18 protein-coding genes and 2 pseudogenes are annotated in these 19,173 nt (G+C 60.3%); 8 read left to right on the top strand and 12 right to left on the bottom strand.

Features of this window, described 5'->3' with window-relative positions:
- Positions 1–48: 48 nt before the first annotated feature.
- From ACZZZP_RS03845 to ACZZZP_RS03815, 7 genes and pseudogenes are all read right to left on the bottom strand, one after another.
- Positions 49–1,416: a DUF1329 domain-containing protein gene (locus ACZZZP_RS03845; RefSeq protein ID WP_463381858.1), complete on the bottom strand. Its 1,368-nt coding sequence runs from the start codon at positions 1,414–1,416 to the stop codon at positions 49–51.
- A 37-nt stretch (positions 1,417–1,453) separates the two neighbouring features.
- A pseudogene (locus tag ACZZZP_RS03840) lies at positions 1,454–3,251 on the bottom strand (DUF1302 domain-containing protein).
- A 353-nt stretch (positions 3,252–3,604) separates the two neighbouring features.
- Positions 3,605–4,519, bottom strand: coding sequence for an SDR family oxidoreductase (locus tag ACZZZP_RS03835; protein ID WP_463381856.1), 915 nt, complete (start codon positions 4,517–4,519; stop codon positions 3,605–3,607).
- A gap of 127 nt (positions 4,520–4,646) precedes the next feature.
- Positions 4,647–5,054, bottom strand: a complete 408-nt coding sequence (locus ACZZZP_RS03830; protein WP_463536282.1) for a hypothetical protein — start codon at positions 5,052–5,054, stop codon at positions 4,647–4,649.
- A gap of 173 nt (positions 5,055–5,227) precedes the next feature.
- The gene (locus ACZZZP_RS03825; protein ID WP_122492810.1) at positions 5,228–6,124 is read right to left on the bottom strand and encodes an alpha/beta fold hydrolase; all 897 of its coding nucleotides are present in this window, start codon (positions 6,122–6,124) and stop codon (positions 5,228–5,230) included.
- A gap of 7 nt (positions 6,125–6,131) precedes the next feature.
- Positions 6,132–6,890: pseudogene (locus ACZZZP_RS03820) on the bottom strand (class II aldolase/adducin family protein); the annotation flags it as partial.
- Between the two features lie 266 nt (positions 6,891–7,156).
- Positions 7,157–7,609: a flavodoxin gene (locus ACZZZP_RS03815; protein WP_463381854.1), complete on the bottom strand. Its 453-nt coding sequence runs from the start codon at positions 7,607–7,609 to the stop codon at positions 7,157–7,159.
- 219 nt (positions 7,610–7,828) lie between these two features.
- Here ACZZZP_RS03815 and ACZZZP_RS03810 point away from each other — a divergent pair, with 219 nt between their 5' ends.
- The 7 genes from ACZZZP_RS03810 to ACZZZP_RS03780 all read left to right on the top strand — a co-directional run bounded on the left by ACZZZP_RS03810 (position 7,829) and on the right by ACZZZP_RS03780 (position 11,822).
- Positions 7,829–8,440, top strand: a complete 612-nt coding sequence (locus ACZZZP_RS03810) for a hypothetical protein (RefSeq protein WP_463381853.1) — start codon at positions 7,829–7,831, stop codon at positions 8,438–8,440.
- Between the two features lie 144 nt (positions 8,441–8,584).
- Positions 8,585–9,160 carry an antibiotic biosynthesis monooxygenase gene (locus ACZZZP_RS03805; RefSeq protein ID WP_463536281.1) on the top strand — a complete coding sequence of 192 codons (576 nt, stop codon included), beginning with the start codon at positions 8,585–8,587 and terminating at the stop codon, positions 9,158–9,160.
- Between the two features lie 73 nt (positions 9,161–9,233).
- On the top strand, positions 9,234–9,941 hold the full coding sequence (folM, locus tag ACZZZP_RS03800; protein ID WP_463381851.1) for a dihydromonapterin reductase: 708 nt from the start codon (positions 9,234–9,236) through the stop codon (positions 9,939–9,941).
- 27 nt (positions 9,942–9,968) lie between these two features.
- Positions 9,969–10,340, top strand: coding sequence for a dihydroneopterin triphosphate 2'-epimerase (gene folX, locus ACZZZP_RS03795; RefSeq protein ID WP_122452064.1), 372 nt, complete (start codon positions 9,969–9,971; stop codon positions 10,338–10,340).
- 104 nt (positions 10,341–10,444) lie between these two features.
- The gene (locus ACZZZP_RS03790; protein WP_122492816.1) at positions 10,445–10,735 is read left to right on the top strand and encodes a DUF1244 domain-containing protein; all 291 of its coding nucleotides are present in this window, start codon (positions 10,445–10,447) and stop codon (positions 10,733–10,735) included.
- A complete protein-coding gene (locus ACZZZP_RS03785; RefSeq protein WP_463381850.1) occupies positions 10,735–11,073 on the top strand; it encodes a HopJ type III effector protein in 339 nt (112 codons plus the stop codon). The genes ACZZZP_RS03790 and ACZZZP_RS03785 overlap by 1 nt, the downstream gene beginning before the upstream one ends.
- A gap of 158 nt (positions 11,074–11,231) precedes the next feature.
- Positions 11,232–11,822: a putative glycolipid-binding domain-containing protein gene (locus tag ACZZZP_RS03780; RefSeq protein ID WP_463381849.1), complete on the top strand. Its 591-nt coding sequence runs from the start codon at positions 11,232–11,234 to the stop codon at positions 11,820–11,822.
- An 88-nt stretch (positions 11,823–11,910) separates the two neighbouring features.
- On the opposite strand, the gene ACZZZP_RS03775 is transcribed toward ACZZZP_RS03780, so the two are convergent.
- Together ACZZZP_RS03775 and hemH are read right to left on the bottom strand one after the other, a co-directional pair.
- Positions 11,911–13,275: a spinster family MFS transporter gene (locus ACZZZP_RS03775; protein WP_463381848.1), complete on the bottom strand. Its 1,365-nt coding sequence runs from the start codon at positions 13,273–13,275 to the stop codon at positions 11,911–11,913.
- Positions 13,276–13,639: 364 nt separating this feature from the next.
- Positions 13,640–14,680 (bottom strand): ferrochelatase, encoded by a 1,041-nt coding sequence (gene hemH, locus ACZZZP_RS03770; RefSeq protein ID WP_463381847.1) that lies wholly within the window; start codon positions 14,678–14,680, stop codon positions 13,640–13,642.
- Between the two features lie 340 nt (positions 14,681–15,020).
- Here hemH and ACZZZP_RS03765 point away from each other — a divergent pair, with 340 nt between their 5' ends.
- On the top strand, positions 15,021–16,007 hold the full coding sequence (locus ACZZZP_RS03765) for an NAD(P)/FAD-dependent oxidoreductase (RefSeq protein WP_463536280.1): 987 nt from the start codon (positions 15,021–15,023) through the stop codon (positions 16,005–16,007).
- Between the two features lie 81 nt (positions 16,008–16,088).
- On the opposite strand, the gene ACZZZP_RS03760 is transcribed toward ACZZZP_RS03765, so the two are convergent.
- The 3 genes from ACZZZP_RS03760 to ACZZZP_RS03750 are packed head-to-tail and all read right to left on the bottom strand — an operon-like array spanning position 16,089 to position 19,151.
- Positions 16,089–16,853, bottom strand: coding sequence for an amino acid ABC transporter ATP-binding protein (locus tag ACZZZP_RS03760; RefSeq protein ID WP_122452069.1), 765 nt, complete (start codon positions 16,851–16,853; stop codon positions 16,089–16,091).
- Positions 16,854–16,864: 11 nt separating this feature from the next.
- A complete protein-coding gene (locus tag ACZZZP_RS03755) occupies positions 16,865–17,962 on the bottom strand; it encodes an amino acid ABC transporter permease (RefSeq protein WP_463381846.1) in 1,098 nt (365 codons plus the stop codon).
- Positions 17,963–17,972: 10 nt separating this feature from the next.
- Positions 17,973–19,151, bottom strand: a complete 1,179-nt coding sequence (locus ACZZZP_RS03750; RefSeq protein WP_463381845.1) for an amino acid ABC transporter permease — start codon at positions 19,149–19,151, stop codon at positions 17,973–17,975.
- Positions 19,152–19,173 lie beyond the last annotated feature (22 nt).

Below are 19,173 nucleotides of genomic sequence, written 5' to 3'. Positions count from 1 at the left end.
TGGGCTTCGCGGCGCTAGGCCTAACCTACGTCCAAATTGTTTCGAAGCTTAACGAACGCCAGCGTTACGCAGGGCTGCCGGGGTGTAGTCGGTGGCCGAGGTTTTGATGCCGTATTCAACCGAGTGTTTCTCTTCGTTCATCATGCCGATGGCCAGGTAACGGCCAGCGATGATGTCGTAGAGCGCTTCGAACGCATAACCCGGGGCCTGCGCCACGAACTGCTGGTACAGGAACGCTTCGCCTACGCGCCACAGTTGGCCACGGCCGTCATACATTTCCGAAGCGGCGATCTGCCAGGAGTCTTCGTCGACGTAGAACTTACGTTTGCCATAGATATTGCGCTCGCCGCTTTTCAGGGTCGCTTCCACTTCCCATACGCGGTGCAACTCGTAGCGGGCCAGGTCGGAATTGGTGTGGCCAGCTTTGAGGATGTCGGCGTATTTCACGTCCGGCGATTGCAGCTTGAAGTTGTTGTACGGGATGTACATTTCTTTCTTGCCGATCAACTTCCAGTCATAACGGTCAGGAGCACCGTTGAACATGTCGAAGTTGTCCGAGGTACGCAGACCGTCCGAGGCGGTGCCTGGGCCGTCATACGAAACCTGCGGTGCACGACGCACGCGACGCTGACCGGCGTTGTAGATCCACGCCATGCGCGGCTCGGCAACCTGGTCGAGGGAGTCGTGTACCAGCAGCACGTTACCGGCCAGACGCGCCGGCTCGGTCACTTGCTGTTTGAAGAACAACAGGGCGTTTTCGGCTTTGGCCGGATCCAGGCCAGGCATACCCGCCGGGAACGACACCTCGTCGGTGAAGTGCACCAGGGTGTAGCTGCCGTTGGTTTGCGGCGTGGCCTGCACGATGTTGCGGCGCAGGTTGCCACCGCGATAACGGGTGATGTGGTTCCAGATCACTTCCAGGCCGTTCTGCGGAATCGGGAACGCGTAGTAGCGGCTGTCGGTGAAGTTTTTCAGGCCGTTACCGCCTTCGAGCAACACCGTTTTTTCGGCGCTGATCTTGGCTGCTTTGTTGATTTCTTCCGGCACGGCGGTGGTGCGGTGAGTCGGGTAAACCGGCATTTTGTAAGTGTCGGGATAGCGCTTGAACATCGCCAGTTGGCCAGCCGAGAGCTTGGCTTTGTACTGGTCGGCGTTGGCGGCGGTAATCACGAACAAGGGCTTTTCGCCGGCAAACGGATCGCTGACGAAACCACCGCTGTTTACCGACGCGGCGTTCTTCGCCAGACCGCCGTTCCACTCCGGAATGCTGCCATCGGCATTACCCGCTTTCTCACCGCCCAGCGGCGTGAGCGTGGTGCCGAGCTTGGCCACGTCGGCGGCCGGTACGGCAGCCAACACGCTGCTGGCAAGCAGCGAAAGAGCCAGGGCACCCAACAGATTTTTCGTTGTTTTCATTGTTCTTGTAGTCCTCTGTTATTTCCGCAAGCAATTCTTAGAAGTTCACGCCAACGCTGGCTGCGAAGAAGTCGCGGTCAGTCATCGGATTGAACTCACCTCCAAAGAAATTGGTGTAGGACAGGCTCGCGGTATAGGTGTTGCGGTAATCAGCATCGAGACCAACGCTGACGGCTTTGGCACCTTCGTTGAACACACCGTTTGCGCCGTAACCGTCGACATCGTGCGACCAGGAGAGGTTCGGTTTCAGGTTTACACCGAGGAACGCGTCGTTGTAGTCGAGGATTGCGCGAGTACGGTAGCCCCAAGAGTTTTCGGTCACGAAACCGTGGCGGCCATAACGGCGCAATTGGGTCGGATCCATGGTGGTACCAAAGATCGAGTCGCGGCCGTAACGGAGGTCGTCGCGGCTTTCAAGATCAGACACGTGACTGAAGCCGACCTCGCCTACAACCGTTAAACGTTCAGCACCCAGCACTTGGTCGAAGAAGTGCGTGAAGGTGGTTTGCACCTGGCTGATTGGCTTGCGGTTATAACCATGGTTGTTGCCAGAGCCTGTGCTTTCCACCGGCGAAGCGGCCGGATCAAGGGTTTTCAACAAAGCACGAGTTACGTCGACAGTGTTGATCTGGACTGGGGCGTTCGGACGGAAGCTGAACTCACCCGCCCACGCAGTCCCGGTAGGCAACGTGGTGGAGAAGCTCACACCGTAAAGGCGGATATCTTCCGGGTATTCGAGATAATACTCACCGTTACCCAGCGCGGCGCTCTGCAGCACTGGGGAAGCGAAGGCACCTGGAACACCACTCAAAACCAGAGGCAAGCCAAACGCAGTGGTTACATTACCGGACTGTGTGCTCACGATTGGCGTACGGCTGTGGTAATTCATGAAGTAGGCGCCGTACTCGGTCTCGTCGCCCAGCCAGCGCAGCGCAACGCCGAACTGCCCTGAGTCACGTGCATCTTTGTCGCCGCCGCGAGGCACGATGATGCCCTCGCTGGTGTAGTCGAACCCAATTCCCAAAGCAGCCGCAGCTGGCTGGAATGCACCGATTGCTGGGTTACCTACGTTGTAGCCGGTATCACAGCCTTCTTGCACCACATCCGCAGCGAAGAACGTGCCGCAGTTGTCGAGCACGGTCTGATCCCACTCAAGCTGATAGAAACCCTCCACGCTCAGTTGGTCGGTCAGCGACTGCGACATGTAGAACATGTTTACCGGAATCAGACCTTCCTTGATCTCTGCACCAGGACGACGGAATGCAGAAACGTCCACCGGGTTGATGGAGTTGATGCCGTTCTGGATAAAGGTACTTTCACCCCAGCTCACGACCTGCTTACCGAGACGGACGTTACCCGGCTGATCGGCGATGGTGTAATTCTGGTAAACGAAGGCGTCGAGCAATTGGTAGCCCGACGATTTGGCCGCCATCTTGGCGTGGTCGTCATCGATGTCTTTGAAAAGACGGTTCTCGTCTTTCAGCTCGAAGTCGTACCAGTATTTGCCACGAAGGAACACGCCGGTGTCTTTGTATTTCAATTCAAGGTCATGGATGCCCTTGAAGATTTTCGAAAAAAGTCTCGCCGCGCTTGAAGTTTTGGCGACCGTCATCACCGGTCTGGGCGTAGCCACGACCGCCGTTGTTGATGCCGATAAAATCCTTGTTTGGTCGTTCGGTACCCCAGCTTGCGCCAAGGGAAAGGGCAGAGTCGAATTGGCCGTCGATCTCCCCAATATTGAAATTCACCGCGTGAGCCTGGGCGCAGGTGCCCAATGCGATCGCGATTGCCAGAGTCTTTGGCTGGAACAGTCCGGGCCTTTTTGTTGTTGTCATGCGGCTCTCCTAGTTGGTGAAACTGTGGTGCACCGTACTCAGCGGATGACACGCGGATAAGCGCACGAAGGTTTGATTCTTCGTGTCGCTCAAAAGGATGAATGCCCGCACCATGCGGTCATCACAGGGCACCAACACTGGAATGAATGGAGGGGCATTCGGCGAGGCGGGAACTTTTGCAGTTTGTAAGAAAACCAGCGCAAAACTTTGCCTTCGCCACAGACCCTGTAGGAGCGGCTTTAGCCGCGATGCTTTTCGCTCAAGCGCATCGCGGCTAAAGCCGCTCCTACAGGTAAGAAATTCGGGCGAAAAAAAACCGGCCACTTGGGCCGGTTTGTTTCGAAGGGCGGTGCTTACTTGCCGGCGTACTTTTGCAAATTCGCCATCATCGCTTGCAAGGCTTGCAGGCTGTCTTCGGGATGGCTGGCGCCTTCGAAGTCGCCGATTTCTTGCCAGTGGGCGGCAACGTCGTCAGCGGTGAAGCCGACTTTCGGATCAAAGCCCGCGCCGTTGCTGCGCTCCCAACGCACTTTGCCGATCCAGCCGCCGCCTACTTCGTAGAGGCCGGCGGTGTCTTGGCAGTTTTCGCTGCCGAGGTACACCACCAACGGGCTAACCAGTTCAGGCTTTAGTTGTTCGAACACTTGCTGGGGAATCAGCCCTTCGGTCATGCGCGTGCCGCCAGTTGGGGCAATGGCGTTGACGAAAATGTTGTTCTTGCGGCCTTCAATGGCCAGCGTGCGGGTCAGGCCGTACAGGCCGAGCTTGGCCATGCCGTAATTGGACTGGCCGAAGTTGCCGTAAATGCCCGAGGTGGACGAGGTGAAAATCACGCGACCGTAGTTCTGCTCACGCATGTGCGGCCAGGCGGCGCGGGTGACCTTATAGGCGCCGGCCACGTGCACTTGGTAAACCAGGTCCCAGTCGGCGTCTTCCATTTTGTGGAAGGTTTTGTCACGCAGGATGCCGGCGTTGTTGACCACAACGTCGATGCGGCCGAAGGCGTCGAGGGCGTTCTGCACGATCTTCTCGCCGTCGGTTACCGAGTCGTGGTTGGCCACGGCGGTGCCGCCGGCTTCAACGATTTCAGCCACTACGCGGTCTGCCGCCGAAGCGTTGGCGCCTTCACCGTGGGTGCTGCCGCCCAGGTCGTTGACCACCACTTTGGCGCCGGCTTTGGCGAATGCCAGGGCGTGCGCGCGGCCAATACCACCGCCAGCGCCGGTGACGATCACAACCTTGTCTTCAAAACGAACGGACTCGCTCATATCAAACTCCTGTGGCAGATAGCAGAACATGCGATGGCGCCGAGTGTCGCGGAGCGCGGCGGCGGCTACAAGAAAAGCGGCCGGGGCTGAATGGCGCGCAATAACGGTAGGGCATGATTCGCGCCGCTCACTGCCGCCCCGGCGCCGGTGCCGGACACGTCGGCGAGACGACGGCGGGCGTCTCCACGCGGGTGTAGCGATAGGTGACATCGCGGTCTGGCGCGCCGCCGGCAATGATCAGGAACATGCCGAAACTGCTGGTGTGCACCGTAGCGGCCAGTTGCTCGGGGGCGCTCAGTGCAAGCGTTACGTCACGCGCGTTATGGCCCCAGGCGATAAGCGGAATGCCGTTGAAGTCGCTGTCTGAAAATTGGTACTGAGTGCCGTCAAGGTGCCCGGCAATGCTGAGCTGCCCAACGCAGCGCCCTTCCCGATGCAGGCGCACGGTGAGCTGTTGGTCGGCGTCGATGTGCAATTGAACGAGGCCGGCGGTGGCCGGCGCATCGTTTACCGGAAAATTGGCGCGACTGGCCAACAGCGGCCAAAGCCCCGGCGCGAACTGTGGATTACCCAGCGGCTGCTGGGCATACCAGCCTTCAAATAGCGGCGCCTGCTCAGTGGGCGCGCTGCCTCGCGCAGCCGCCCAATAGAAGTGTCGCCGTGAACATCGCTGCCGTGCGCATATCGCCTCCCGCTAAAAGTCAGCGGCTAGGCTACCGCAGCTCCAGCGAGGGCGGCGCGAAATGCTTGGTAATGCTGCAACACTTCAGCAGGCGCCTCGGTTTGCGGGTAATGGCCGATGCCTTGCAGCAGCACGGTGTCCGGTTGCGGGATCAGCTCACGGTAGCGCGCCACCATGTGGGCGCCGGAGATCGGGTCCACGGCGCCATCGATTACCCGCAGCGGCAAACCGCCCTTCTGCATCGCCGCCACCCAACGGTCGCGCTGTTGCCGGCGCTCGGGGATGTAATGAATCAAACGATGCATCACCGCTGGCCCGTTGTTATGGGCGATCAGGCTGTAGAAGTCGTCCAGTTCCTGCTCGCTAGGCTGGGTGTTGGGCCCGAAGACCTTGGCGAAACTTTCCGCCAACTTTTGCCGACCAAACATCCGGCCGATCAGCGGCCCGAGCGGACTCAACAACAGCTTTTGCACCAGCACCGGGCGATGGGTTTCCGGGAACAAGCCGCCGTTAAGGAATACACACGAGGCCAGGCGAATGCGCCCTTCGTGGTGCCGCGCCACCAGCTCCTGCGCCACGCTGTCGCCGTAATCGTGAGCCAGCACGTGCACTGGCGCGTCGATGTTCAACTGGCGCAGCAGCGCCTGTTGGATATCGGCCTGTTGCACCAAGCGGTAATCGTGGCCTCGGGGCTTGGCCGAATCGCCAAAGCCGAGCATGTCGCAGGCGATCACCTGGTAGCGCTGAGCCAAGGTGTTCCACAGGTAATGCCAGTCCCAGCTGGCCGTGGGGAAACCGTGGATCAACAGCAACGGCTCGCCGCGCCCTGCCGTCCAATAGGCAATTTTGTGACTCTCAAAGGTCAGGCTCTTCGCCTGCGCGCGCCAGTCGCGCAGGGGAATGCCGGCGAGGGCCGGCGTCATCACGCGTGTAGCCCGGATTTTGTTGATCCAGTTTGCGCAACAGCGCCGGCCACGCCAGCGAGCCGCCCATGCCTTGGGAGGTTTTCATCACGCCCTGCACCATGGCTTTGGCGCCGTCGAGAATTTGCTGCGGAATGTGGATCAGCTCGGCGCCGCCGCTTTGCGCCATCACCTGCACTTCGCAAGCGCGCTGCAGGGTGAACATCATCAGGAACGCGTCGGCGATGCTCGACGAGCAGGTCATCAGGCCGTGATTGGGCAGAATCATGAAATTGCTGTCGCCCAGGTCCGCTTGTAGCCGCGCCTTCTCTTCGTGGTTCAGCGCCACACCTTCGTAGCCGTGATAGGACAGGCTCGACAGCACGAACAGCGACTGCTGTGACAGCGGCAGCAACCCTTGTTTCTGCGCCGACACGGCAATGCCGGCGGCGGTATGGGTGTGGATCACGCAGCCGACGTCGTGACGCACTTCGTGCACGGCGCTGTGGATGGTGTAGCCGGCCGGGTTGATTTCGTACGGGCTGTCCATTTTCTTCACGCCGTCGAGGTCAACCTTTACCAGGCTGGAGGCGGTGATCTCATGGAACATGAGGCCGAACGGGTTGATGAGGAATTCTTCGGTGCCCGGCACCTTGGCCGAGATGTGGGTGAAGATCAGGTCGTCCCAACCGTGCAGGGCGATAAGGCGGTAGCAGGCCGCGAGGTCGACACGGGCCTGCCACTCGGCGGCGGACACCTGGTCTTTGACGTTCGGTACGGATTTGATTTGCGCAGCGGTCACGGCGGTCACCTCGGTTGTTTTTGTTTTCAGTGCCGGTGAGTCTAGCGAGGGATGGCGGGGGCGGTAGTCGCTCTGGCAGCCAGCTTAGTGGCCTTGTGGGTCAGCGCGCGGAGCATGGGATTAAAAACCTCACCCCAACCCTCTCCCGCAAGCGGGCAGAGGGAGCCGACCGTGTATCGCGCGGCAAGCTGCGATTGGCTCCCCTCTCCCGCCTGCGGGAGAGGGGCTGGGGGTGAGGGAGTCTTGCGGGCTCAGGCCTTTAGCGCTTTCACAAACCCGGCCAACCACGGCTCGGCATCCGTCTCCGGCGTCACGCTCTCGCTGGCATCCAGGCGCAGCATGTCTTGCACTTCGCGAAGGCCCAACTCGGCGAACAGCTCACGCACTTGCTCACCGCCGCCACAGAAGGTGTCGCCATAGCTGGCGTCGCCCAAGGCAATCACGGCGCCCGGCAGGCCGCGCCAGTTCGGCAGTTCGTCGCGGATGGCGTAGTACAGCGGTTGCAGGTTGTCGGGCAGCTCGCCCATGCCGGTGGTGGACGTCACGCCCAGAAAGGCGTCGGGAGCAAACGCTTTGAGGTCATCCAGCGTGGCGCGTGGGTTGTGCCAGGTTTCGAAGCCAGCGGCCTTGAGCAACGTTTCAGCGTGGCGGGCCACTTCTTCAGCGGTGCCAAACACCGAGCCGGACAAGATCGCAACTTTCATTTATTCGCTCCGTTAGCAGGCTAAAAAAAACGCCGGGCATTATGCCTGAGCCGTGTCGCGATCGGTCTCGAACGTCGGTAAAAGACTGCGTAATAGACGCCTGCTCGCCGTTTGTCGGAAAGCCTGACGCTTTCACTAATAAAGCCTATACGGCGTTGTCCCACCACCGACGCATCTGGCTCATCTGATTGCCCTTCGTGTAGTACTGGAGCATCTGCCATGCAAGACCCCCGAATTCTTACGCGCGAGGAACTGGAGTTTCTACAGGACCTGCAAGGCGCTGCTCGCCCGAACGGCCCGATGCAAACCCCAAGTTTGCGCGTGGATGGCGGCACGCAGACCAAAGACCTGCTCACCCGCCTGGCGGCCAGCGACCAATTGACCATCGAAGCCCATTTCAACGGCGAGCGTGTGACGTTTCCGCTGCAACTGGTGGAAGACGAATTCCACAGCATGAGCCTGGAAATCGGCGCACCGCAGGTGATCGAGCAAGGCCCATCCGAGCGGCCGTGGCGCCTGAATATCGAACCGGCTGTCGAGCTGGTCGATGAACAGGGCAACCCAAGCGGCATGTGGCTGCACAGCCTTTCCACCACCGGTTTGCTGATGGAAGTTCGTCATCAAACGGTGCCGAACAGCTTTACGTTGTGGCTGCCGCAAGCCGGCGCTGAACCGCTTCGTTTGCAGGGCATTCTGGCGCGGCGCAGCAATCAGCGGCTGGTGGCGTACCGCCTGAGCGGGCGCAAAACCGAGCACAGCGAGCGGCTGCGTCAGTACATCTATCAACAGCATCGCCTGCTCAACCCGGTCGCCAAGGCGTCTGCCACCTGACGAGCTGCCCGCTCTAGTCCGCATCTTTGCTGGCAAATCACCCGGCAAACCCACTATTCTTCGCGCCATAACGCCCCGCCACCCTGGGGCGCTTTTTTGCCAAGGCTTTACCCAAGCGGCGGCACGGTTTTGAGGAGATACATAATGTCTGCTTCCCCCGTCACATTGATGGTGGCCCGCCGCGTGCCGCGCGAGCGCTACCAAGACTTCATGCTGTGGCTGCGTGAAGGTGAACAACTGGCCACCGACTTCCCCGGTTATCTAGGCTCTGGCGTGCTTGCCCCGCCGCCCGACGATGACGAATTCCAAATCGTATTCCGCTTCGCCGACGCCGAGCTGCTCGCCAGCTGGGAACACTCCGTTTCGCGCCGCGCCTGGCTGCAACGCGGTCAGGGACTGTTCGCACAGCCGCTGGAACACCGTGTACAGGGCATCGACGCCTGGTTCGGCAGCGCCAGTCGAAACGTCCCACGGTGGAAGCAAAGCGTGGCGATCTGGCTGGCGTTTTTTCCGGTGTCGCTGGCGTTCAATCTGATTTTTGGCGGGCTTCTGAGCGAGCTGCCGTTGGCCGTGCGCATTCTGCTCAGCACGCTGGCACTCACGCCGCTGATGACCTACTGGTTCATTCCCCTTTCCACTCGCCTGCTGGCGCCGTGGTTGCACAAGCGCAAGGCGCTGCCGGCGGTGACCTCGCAGGGTTTGGCCAGCGGCGCGAAGTGAGCACCGCGCCGCGTTTTGTGCCGGGAGGCAGACTGGGTTAACGTTGCCGGGCCTGTCTGCCAACGAGTTGCCCATGTCTGTTTCTGCCCCCATTCTGCTGACCGGTGCCGGCCAACGCGTCGGCCTGCATTGCGCCGAACGCCTTCTGGATGACGGCCACCCACTGATCATCACTTACCGCCAGGAACGCCCCAGCGTGCAGCGCTTGCGCGAGCGTGGCGCGGTGGCCATCCAGGCGGATTTCTCTAGCGAAGCTGGCATTCTGGCGTTTGTTGCCGCGCTGAAAAAACACACCACAAGCCTGCGCGCTATCGTGCATAACGCTTCGCAATGGCTGGCGGAAACGCCGGGCGATGAGGCGGCCATTTTTCAGCAGATGTTCAGCGTGCATATGCTCGCGCCGTATCTGATCAACCTGCATTGTGCCGACTTGCTGCGCCAGTCGACCCCGGCCGACATCGTGCACGTCAGCGATGACGTGACGCACAAAGGCAGCGCCAAACACCTGGCCTACTGCGCCAGCAAGGCGGGACTGGAAAGCCTGACGTTGTCGTTCGCCGCTAAGTACGCGCCGGCGATCAAGGTCAACGGCATCGCCCCGGCATTGATTCTGTTCAACGAGGGCGACGACGCCGAGTACCGCGCCAAAACCCTGGCCAAATCGGCGCTGGGTATCGAACCCGGCGCTCAGGTCATCTATCAAAGCCTGCGTTATCTGCTCGACAACCCCTACGTCACCGGCACCACCCTGAGCGTCAACGGCGGCCGGCATTTGAAGTAAGCAACCGATTCGATGGAGTACACCGCTATGCCGCGACTGGAGCCTGGAATGGCGCGCATCAAGGTCAAAGACCTGCGCCTGCGCACCTACATTGGAATCAAGCAGGAAGAAATCGATAACAAGCAGGACGTGTTGATCAACCTGACCATTCTTTACCCCGCAGTGGACGCGGTGCAGGTGAACGACATCGAGCACGCGCTGAACTACCGCACCATCACCAAAGCGATCATCGCCCACGTCGAAAACAACCGCTTCGCCCTACTCGAGCGTCTGACTCAGGAATTGCTCGACCTGGTGATGGCCCACCCGGCCGTGCGCTACGCCGAAGTGGAAGTCGACAAGCTGCATGCCCTGCGTTTTGCCGAGTCGGTGTCGATCACCCTCGCCGGCCACCGTTAACTCGTCTGTTTCTGCGCGCGCCCGCATTGAAGTGCGGGCGTGGCGCTTCTATCATCGCGCCGTTCCGCCCTTCACCCTTTCGCACGTTCTCGGAGTACGTTGCCATGACCGAGCAAGAACAGATCGAACTCGAAGCCGCCGCCTTTCGCCAATTGGTTCAGCACCTGCGCGACCGCACCGATGTACAAAACATCGAGCTGATGAATCTGGCCGGGTTCTGCCGCAACTGCCTGTCGAAGTGGTACAAGGCCGCCGCCGACGACGTGGGTTTGCCGGTGACCATCGATCAGGCGCGCGAAGAGGTGTACGGCATGCCGTACAGCGAGTGGAAAAGCAAATACCAGAAAGAAGCCAGCGGCGATCAGCAAGCGGCGTTCAACAAGGGTCACAAGTAATGTCACTGTCTGATTTTCGCGCCGCCTTGCGCAGCGACCAGCACCTGTTCGCCAGCACCCTGGCGTTCATCGCCGAGCATTACGACTACCAGCCCAGCGCCTTTGTGAACGGCAACCAGAACAACGCCAGCGGCCAGAACGAAGGCTCGTGCAAAATCCTCGGCCTGGCCTTGCTGGAGGGGTTGAATCTGGAAGAAACCCTGCGCGCTTTCGGTGAGCATTACCGCAGCGTGTTGGCGACGCCGACCGGCACTGACCACGGCAACATTCGCGCGTTGAAGGACACGGGCCTCGGCGGCGTGAATTTCGAGCAGCAACCGCTCAAGCGCAAGGCCTAGCGCGTCGCAGAAAATTCAATTGATGTAGCAAAACTCTTACATACATCACAGAAACATCCGTCTATTCTGCTCGCCGGTTCACCATGGACGGTGCCCTGCGGCAGCACGCCAGCGCCCCACCGTTCATTTCTGGATATGCACGGATGCAGCCTACCTCGATGCAACAAACCCTTGTGTGGAAACCCTGGCTCAACCCCGGCGTGGAAAACCTGCGTCTGCGTCAGGACGAGAACGGCATTCATGCCAGCAGCCACCTGATCCAGAGCGTGCGCGGCAACAGCATCGCTGCCACGTATGTGCTGGCCTTCGACCCAGATTGGCGCTTTCGCCGGCTATGGCTGAAGGTCGACAACCTCGGACAGCGCAGCCTGACCCTTGAGCGCGACGTTCACGGCGGCTGGACGCTCAGCGGCGAACCGCGCGACGACCTCAGCGACTGCCAGCACGTGATGCTCTCCACCACGCCGTTCACCCACACACCGATCTTGCAGCGCTGCGCGTTGGCGGTGGGGCAAAGCGAAGAGGTGCTAGTGGCCTTTGTCGACATGCTCACCTTCACCGTCCAACCGCGCCTGCAGCGCTATCAGTGCTTGCGCCAACAGGACGAGCAAACGCTCTACCGCTACGAAACAGCCGGCAAACAGAGCCGTGAATTGACCATGGACGGCCAGGTGTTTCTTAACAAAGCCAGCGAGCAATACCTGCGGCTGACGTCGAAGCTGGCGCTGGAATTGAATACCTGGGTTTGACGCGCAAAAAGCATCGCGGCTAAAGCCGCTCCTACAGAGTTGTGCGATCTGTGGGAGCGGCTTTAGCCGCGATTAGCCCAGCAAGCAATCAAGCCTTGGCCGCAACCCCAACCGCGTCGACCGACGACTCTGCCGACCAGCCTTTCAAGCGCTCAACACTCGCCCGATACGGCTTCAAGCCTTTGGCCAGCAACGCCACCGAGAACAGCACCGCCACGGTGGTGACGATCAGCAGCGAATACTTGAGGTCGTTGTCGTTGGCGAATACGTAGTCGGTCACCAAGGCCACCGCCGTTGGCCCCACGCCCAGGCCGATCAAGGTGATGACGAACAGGTAAATCGCCGACGCCTGGCCGCGCATGGAGTTGGGCATGATGTCTTGAATCGCAGCCGGGGCGACGCCAAAGGGCATGCTGAGGAAGAACACCGCAGGCGCCATCATCACCGAGGCGATATTGCCGGTGCTGGCCAGCGGGAACGCCAGCACGCAGGGCAATGCGCCGAGTGCGGCAATAAGGCCGACGCGCATGTTGCTGTCGGTACGGCCGCGCTTGCTCATCCAGTCCGCCAGGCGCCCGCCGAAGACGATGCCCAGGCAGCCGAACACCGCCACGATGCTGCCGTACACCACGCCCACATGGCCGGCGTCCCAGCCGTAGGTGCGGATGTAGAACGTGGGAATCCACGCGGCGCTGCCGTAGCCGGCGAAGGCCAGACCGGCAAAACCGAAGTTGTGGCAGATCACGGTGGTGCGGTTGGCACGGATGTAGCGCCCCACTTCGGCCAGCGGCACGGCCACCCCGGCGCCGACGCCACGACGAGCCGGCTCACGCACGGCGAGCATCAACAAGGTGAACACCACGCCGGCTGCGCCCAACAGCAGGAAGATCAGCTGCCACGGCCGCACTTCGCCGATCACCGGCAACACCACATCGCCTTGCGCCGACGCGAATTTGATGACCAAGCCGCCGAGCAGAAACGCCAGGCCAGAGCCCAGATAAACGCCCATCGAATACACGCTGATGGCGGTGGCGCGACGGTCGCTGGGGAAGCTGTCGGCAATCAGCGAATACGCCGCCGGCGACAACGCTGCCTCGCCCACGCCCACGCCGATGCGGCACAGCAGAAACTGCCAATACATACGCGCCATGCCGCAGGCGGCGGTCATTGCGCTCCAGAACAACACGCCAATGGCGATCAGGCCGCGACGGCTTTTGGTGTCGGCCAGGCGCCCGAGGGGAATGCCGCAGATGGTGTAGAACAGCGCAAACGACAAGCCCATCAGCAGGCTCATTTGCGTGTCATTGATTTCCAGATCGCGACGGATCGGCCCCACCAGCAGGTTAAGAATCTGCCGGTCGATAAACGATAGAACGTACGCCACCATCAGAATCGTGACGGTGCCCCAAGCGCGGAGGCTGGAGGGATAGCCGGCATTATTGTTGTTATGCACCATGGTCTCCTTCGGCGCTGCCAGTGCAACGCGCGGCCGTTGAAAGTGCTCGCAGAGTAGCCGCAACAGAGGGTGGTTTTGGTCGTTATCAGCCTAGCGAATGCAGCGTAAAGGCGTTGGCGAATGACCTACCAGTCAGGCCGTCTGGCATTGGTACTTTGGGGTGATTGACCGGGCAAATCGGCCGGTAAAACTCATACTTTTGGGTGCTTTGGAAACGGCTTTCATGGCGGACATTTGGCCTTGCCGTCGGCGCCCTCGTCGCAGTGATTCCGAACGACCCACCGCCTGAGCGCGCAGCTTTTCGCATCGGCATAAAAAAGCCCCGCACAAGCGGGGCTTTGAGCAAAACGGCAAAGCGCTGTTACGATTTCAACGGGTTTCCCAGCCCCGCCGGCGCGTTTTCACACAGCGTCGTCAGCGCTTCAACCCATTGCGGGTGGTCGTTGACGCACGGCACCAGCACCAATTCTTCGCCGCCGGCCTCTTTGAACTGCTCTTCACCGCGAATGCCAATTTCCTCGAGGGTTTCGATGCAGTCGGAAACAAAGGCCGGGCACATCACCAGCAGCTTTTTCACGCCCTGCTTGCCGAGTTCGTCCAGGCGCGCTTCGGTGTACGGTTCGATCCATTTGTTGGCGCCCAGGCGCGACTGAAACGACACCGACCATTGCCCCGGCTTCAGGCCCATACGCTCGGCAAACGCTTCGGCGCTGCGCTGGCATTGGCTGCGATAACAGAACGCCATGATTTCGTCGCTCACGCCTTTGCTGTCAGGCGCACGCAAGTCGTGTTTTGGGTTGCGCACCAGTTTGCGGATATGGCTTTCCGGCAAGCCGTGGAAGCTCAGCAGCAGGTGGTCGAACCCTTGCTCCAGATAGGGCTTGGCGCTGGCCACCAGGGCGTCGATGTAAATCGGTTCGGCGTAGAAAGGTCGCAACGTGGCGAATTCCAATGCCAGCTTGTGCTCACTGACTACGCGCTTGGCTTCTTCGATCACGGTGGTCACGGTGCTGTCGGCGAACTGCGGGTACAGCGGCGCCAAGGTAACTTTCTTGATGCCCTGTTTGGCCAGGCGCGTCAGCACGTTTTCCAGCGACGGCTCGCCATAACGCATGGCCAGTTCGACCGGGCCATGTTTCCAGGTGTTTTTCATTGCTGCTTGCAGACGTTGGCTCAGCACAATGAGCGGCGAGCCGCCTTCCCACCAAATTGAGCCGTAGGCTTCAGCGGAAGCCTCAGGACGCTTGATCAGAATGAGCGACACCAGCAGTCGACGAATCGGCCATGGCAGGTCGATTACGTACGGGTCCATCAGAAATTGATTGAGATAGCTGCGTACATCGGCCACCTGCGGCGAGGCCGGTGAGCCAAGGTTGACCAGAAGCAAGGCGTGATCGGTCATGCATATTCCTTAGCAAAGCGGAGCGGTTGTGAAGAAACGGCGCACAGCATCGCGCAAACGCATGAAATTGCAAAATCGGTCATGGCTATTGCGCTGATTAATGGCGAATCTGTCGTTTGCCAGGCGACGAACAAAGCAGGCGTCCGCTGTTCAAGCGTTCTATACCTAACACAAGCACACAGGCCGTTCGAACCTGTGGCCAATCCGCGAATCAGAGCGAGGGAAGGAACTCGCAAAAGCAGGCACGATGATTCCAAGCGGGGTCGTCGGCAGCTGCTTTTCCACGCCCATGGCCAAACCAGGAGAGCGTCAGCCCAGTTTGCGAATTTAGAGGTCAGACATGAGTTTCCCCATCGCCATTATTGGCACCGGCATCGCCGGTCTTTCTGCCGCACAAACCCTGCACGAGGCAGGTCTTAGCGTTCAACTGTTCGACAAAAGCCGTGGCAGCGGTGGCCGCATGGCCAGCAAGCGCAGCGACGCCGGCGCGCTGGACATGGGCGCGCAATATTTCACTGCCCGCGACCGCCGCTTCATCGACGCCGTACACCAATGGCAGGCCCGAGGCTGGGTCGCCGAGTGGACGCCCAGCTTGTACACCTTCAGCAACGGCGTATTGGGCGCATCGCCGGACGAGCAAGTTCGCTGGGTCGGCACCCCGCGCATGAGCGCCATTACCCGAGCAATGCTTGGCGCCCTGCCGGTGAAGTTTTCCTGCCGCATTACCGAAGTATTCCGCGGCCCCGAGCACTGGAGCCTGCAAGATGCCGAAGGCCAGGTACACGGCCCGTTCAGCCAGGTGATCATCGCCACCCCCGCCTCCCAAGCCAGCGGTCTGCTCGCCGCCGCGCCGAAACTGGCCGGCGCTGCTGCCAGCGTGGCCATGGACCCCACCTGGGCGGTTTCCCTCGCCTTCTCCGAACCGCTGGATACCCCGGTCGAAGGCTGCTTCGTGCGCGAAGGCCCGCTCGACTGGCTGGCCCGCAACCGCAGCAAACCCGGCCGCGAAACCGTGATGGATACCCGGGTGCTGCACGCTAGCAGCGCCTGGAGCCGACAGCACCTGGATCTCACCAAGGAAGAAGCCATCGAACACCTGCACGGCGCATTCGCCGAGTTGATCGGCTGCGCCGTACCAGCACCGGCATTCACCCTCGCCCACCGCTGGCTGTACGCACGGCCGGCCAGCAGCCATGAATGGGGCTCGCTGGTGGATGCGGACCTGGGCTTGTACGTGTGCGGCGACTGGTGCTTGTCCGGCCGCGTAGAAGGCGCCTGGCTGAGTGGCCAACAGGCGGCGCTGCGGTTGCTGGATCATTTGCAATAAGGCGCAGCCGACGCCGCCCAGGACGATTCAACGCCCACAAAAAAAGGAGCCTCGCGGCTCCTTTTTCTGACCCATCCCCTACTAGTGCAGGATCTGGCTCAGGAACAGCTTGGTACGGTCGCTTTGCGGGTTGTCGAAGAAGTCGTTTGGCGCGGCTTGTTCAACGATCTCGCCTTTGTCCATGAAGATCACGCGGTTGGCCACGGTGCGGGCGAAGCCCATTTCGTGGGTTACGCAGAGCATGGTCATGCCGTCTTCAGCCAAGCCGATCATGGTGTCGAGCACCTCTTTCACCATCTCGGGGTCGAGCGCGGAAGTGGGTTCGTCGAACAACATGATTTTCGGTTTCATGCACAGGGCACGGGCGATGGCGACGCGCTGTTGCTGACCGCCCGAGAGCTGGCCCGGATACTTGTGCGCCTGCTCTGGAATGCGTACGCGCTCCAGGTAATGCATGGCAATTTCTTCAGCCTGACGCTTGGGCATTTTGCGCACCCACATCGGCGCCAACGTGCAGTTTTGCAGAATGGTCAGGTGCGGGAACAGGTTGAAGTGTTGGAACACCATGCCGACTTCACGACGGATCGCTTCGATCTGCTTGAGGTCATTGGTCAGTTCCACGCCGTCAACGACGATGCGGCCCTGTTGGTGTTCTTCCAGACGGTTGAGGCAACGAATGGTGGTCGATTTGCCCGAGCCGGAAGGCCCGCACAGCACGATGCGCTCGCCCTGTTGCACGTTCAGGTTGATGTCTTTGAGTACGTGAAACTGGCCGTACCATTTGTTCACGCCCTGCATTTGGATAATGCCTTCAGGGCTCACAGGCTGTTTGATCGCTTCGCTCATTTAATCGACTCCTAACGCTTGTGGCCTGTGTCCAGCTTGCGCTCCAGGTGCATGGAGTAGCGGGACATACCGAAACAGAAAATCCAGAAGACCAGGGCTGCAAACACGTAGCCCTCGGTGGCCATGCCCAACCACGTGGGGTCGGCGGCCGCTTGTTTGACGCTGTTGAGCAGGTCGAACAGGCCGATGATGATCACCAGGCTGGTGTCTTTGAACAGCGCGATGAAGGTGTTCACGATGCCGGGAATCACCATCTTCAGGGCTTGCGGCAGAATCACCAGGCCCATGCTGCGCCAGTAGCCAAGGCCCATGGCGGCTGCCGCCTCGTACTGACCTTTGGGAATGGCTTGCAGACCACCGCGCACCACTTCCGCCACATAGGCAGACTGAAACAGGATCACGCCAATCAGCGCCCGCAGCAGTTTGTCGAAGCTCATGCCTTCAGGCAGGAACAACGGCAGCATCACCGAGGACATAAACAGCACCGTGATCAGCGGCACGCCGCGCCAGAATTCGATGAAGGTCACGCAGACCACTCGAATTGCCGGCATGTTCGAGCGCCGTCCCAGCGCCAGCACAATACCCAGCGGCAAGGCACCGGCAATACCGACAGTGGCGATTACCAGGGTCAGCATCAGGCCGCCCCAGCGGCTGGTGGGCACGTTTTCCAGACCGAAGTAACCGCCGTGCAGCAGCCAGAAGGCCACCAGCGGATACACGATCAGAAAGCCAATGCCATAGGCAGCTTTGCGCGGAAACTTGTTGATGAACAACGGCGCCACGCCAATGATTGCCAGCCATACGGTGGCGTCTACACGCCAGCGCAATTCGGTGGGGTAGAAGCCGTACATGAACTGACCGAAACGCTGTTGGATAAACACCCAGCACGCGCCTTCCTTGGTGCAGTCAGCGCGGGTGGTGCCAATCCAGTTGGCGTCGAAAATCGTCCAGCTCAGCAGCGGCGGCACGATCAACCAGACCAGGTACACGGCGAACAACGTCAGCAGTGTGTTGAGCCAGTTGGAGAACAGATTGCTCCGCATCCACGCCACTACGCCGACGCTTTTGCGCGGCGGTGGCATGTCGGGTTTGAAAGTATGAGTCGTCATGCGCCTTTCCTCACCGCTCGATCAACGCAATGCGCTTGTTGTACCAGTTCATCAACAGGGAAATGCTGATGCTGATGGCCAAGTACACGCTCATGGTGATGGCAATTACTTCGATGGCCTGCCCGGTCTGGTTGAGCACCGTGCCGGCAAACAGCGAAACCATGTCGGGGTAGCCGATACCGGCCGCCAACGAGGAGTTTTTCGCCAGGTTCAGGTATTGGCTGGTCAGCGGCGGAATGATCACGCGCAGGGCTTGCGGGATGATCACCTTGCGCAGCGTCGGACCGTTGCGCAGGCCCAGGGAATGAGCCGCCTCGGTCTGACCGTGGCTTACCGACTTGATGCCCGAACGCACAATTTCCGCGATAAACGCGGCGGTATACGCAGTCAGGGCGATGGTCAGCGCCAGCAGCTCGGGGATCATTACCCAGCCGCCCACGAAGTTGAAGCCTTTGAGTGCCGGTGCCACCCAGTGCACAGGCGCACCGAAAATCACCACGCTCAAGGCCGGAATCACCAGCATGATCGCCAGGCCAGCCCAGAACTTGTGGAACGGCACACCCGTGGCTTCAAAGCGCTTGTTGGCCCAACGCACCATCAGCGCGGTGCCGACGATGGCCAGTAACAGCGCCACGGCAAAGGCCCAGAAGCCATCGGCCATGGTGCCCTCGGGCATGTACAAGCCACGGTTACTGAGGAAGAAACTGTCGGCGATATTCAGGCTGTTGCGCGGCCCCGGCAGAGGCAGCAACACCGCGAAGTACCAGAACAGAATCTGCAGCAGCGGCGGAATATTACGGAAGGTCTCGATATAAACAGTGGCCAGCTTGCTGACCATCCAGTTCGACGACAGCCGCGCCACACCGAGGATAAAGCCCAGAATCGTGGCGAACACGATACCGATGGCCGATACCAGCAAGGTGTTGAGCAGACCGATGACAAACACCCGTGCGTAGGTGTCCGACTCGGTGTAGCTGATCAGGTGCTGGGCGATACCGAAACCGGCACTGTTTTCCAGGAAGCCAAAACCCGAGGTAATGCCCCGGTGTTGCAGGTTGGTTTGCGTGTTATCGAACAGAAACCAGCCCATTGAGACCACCGCCGCAATGGTGATGATCTGAAATAGCCAGGCACGAAAACGCGGATCGCTTAGCGAAAAGCCCCGCGAGGTGCCGATTTGTTTTTGCATGGAGTGAGTGCCCCAGGAACGT

This window comes from Pseudomonas sp. AC211, assembly GCF_979258055.1.
This window is presented reverse-complemented; position numbering and strand designations above follow the sequence as displayed.

Excerpts from the sequence above, each read along its gene's own strand:
- ACZZZP_RS03845 (WP_463381858.1), bottom strand. The coding sequence starts at position 1,416 with ATGAAAACAACGAAAAATCTGTTGGGTGCCCTGGCTCTTTCGCTGCTT.
- ACZZZP_RS03835 (WP_463381856.1), bottom strand. The coding sequence starts at position 4,519 with ATGAGCGAGTCCGTTCGTTTTGAAGACAAGGTTGTGATCGTCACCGGC.
- ACZZZP_RS03825 (WP_122492810.1), bottom strand. The coding sequence starts at position 6,124 with ATGACGCCGGCCCTCGCCGGCATTCCCCTGCGCGACTGGCGCGCGCAG.
- ACZZZP_RS03815 (WP_463381854.1), bottom strand. The coding sequence starts at position 7,609 with ATGAAAGTTGCGATCTTGTCCGGCTCGGTGTTTGGCACCGCTGAAGAA.
- ACZZZP_RS03810 (WP_463381853.1), top strand. The coding sequence starts at position 7,829 with ATGCAAGACCCCCGAATTCTTACGCGCGAGGAACTGGAGTTTCTACAG.
- ACZZZP_RS03805 (WP_463536281.1), top strand. The coding sequence starts at position 8,585 with ATGTCTGCTTCCCCCGTCACATTGATGGTGGCCCGCCGCGTGCCGCGC.
- folM (WP_463381851.1), top strand. The coding sequence starts at position 9,234 with ATGTCTGTTTCTGCCCCCATTCTGCTGACCGGTGCCGGCCAACGCGTC.
- folX (WP_122452064.1), top strand. The coding sequence starts at position 9,969 with ATGCCGCGACTGGAGCCTGGAATGGCGCGCATCAAGGTCAAAGACCTG.
- ACZZZP_RS03790 (WP_122492816.1), top strand. The coding sequence starts at position 10,445 with ATGACCGAGCAAGAACAGATCGAACTCGAAGCCGCCGCCTTTCGCCAA.
- ACZZZP_RS03785 (WP_463381850.1), top strand. The coding sequence starts at position 10,735 with ATGTCACTGTCTGATTTTCGCGCCGCCTTGCGCAGCGACCAGCACCTG.
- ACZZZP_RS03780 (WP_463381849.1), top strand. The coding sequence starts at position 11,232 with ATGCAACAAACCCTTGTGTGGAAACCCTGGCTCAACCCCGGCGTGGAA.
- hemH (WP_463381847.1), bottom strand. The coding sequence starts at position 14,680 with ATGACCGATCACGCCTTGCTTCTGGTCAACCTTGGCTCACCGGCCTCG.
- ACZZZP_RS03765 (WP_463536280.1), top strand. The coding sequence starts at position 15,021 with ATGAGTTTCCCCATCGCCATTATTGGCACCGGCATCGCCGGTCTTTCT.
- ACZZZP_RS03760 (WP_122452069.1), bottom strand. The coding sequence starts at position 16,853 with ATGAGCGAAGCGATCAAACAGCCTGTGAGCCCTGAAGGCATTATCCAA.
- ACZZZP_RS03755 (WP_463381846.1), bottom strand. The coding sequence starts at position 17,962 with ATGACGACTCATACTTTCAAACCCGACATGCCACCGCCGCGCAAAAGC.
- ACZZZP_RS03750 (WP_463381845.1), bottom strand. The coding sequence starts at position 19,151 with ATGCAAAAACAAATCGGCACCTCGCGGGGCTTTTCGCTAAGCGATCCG.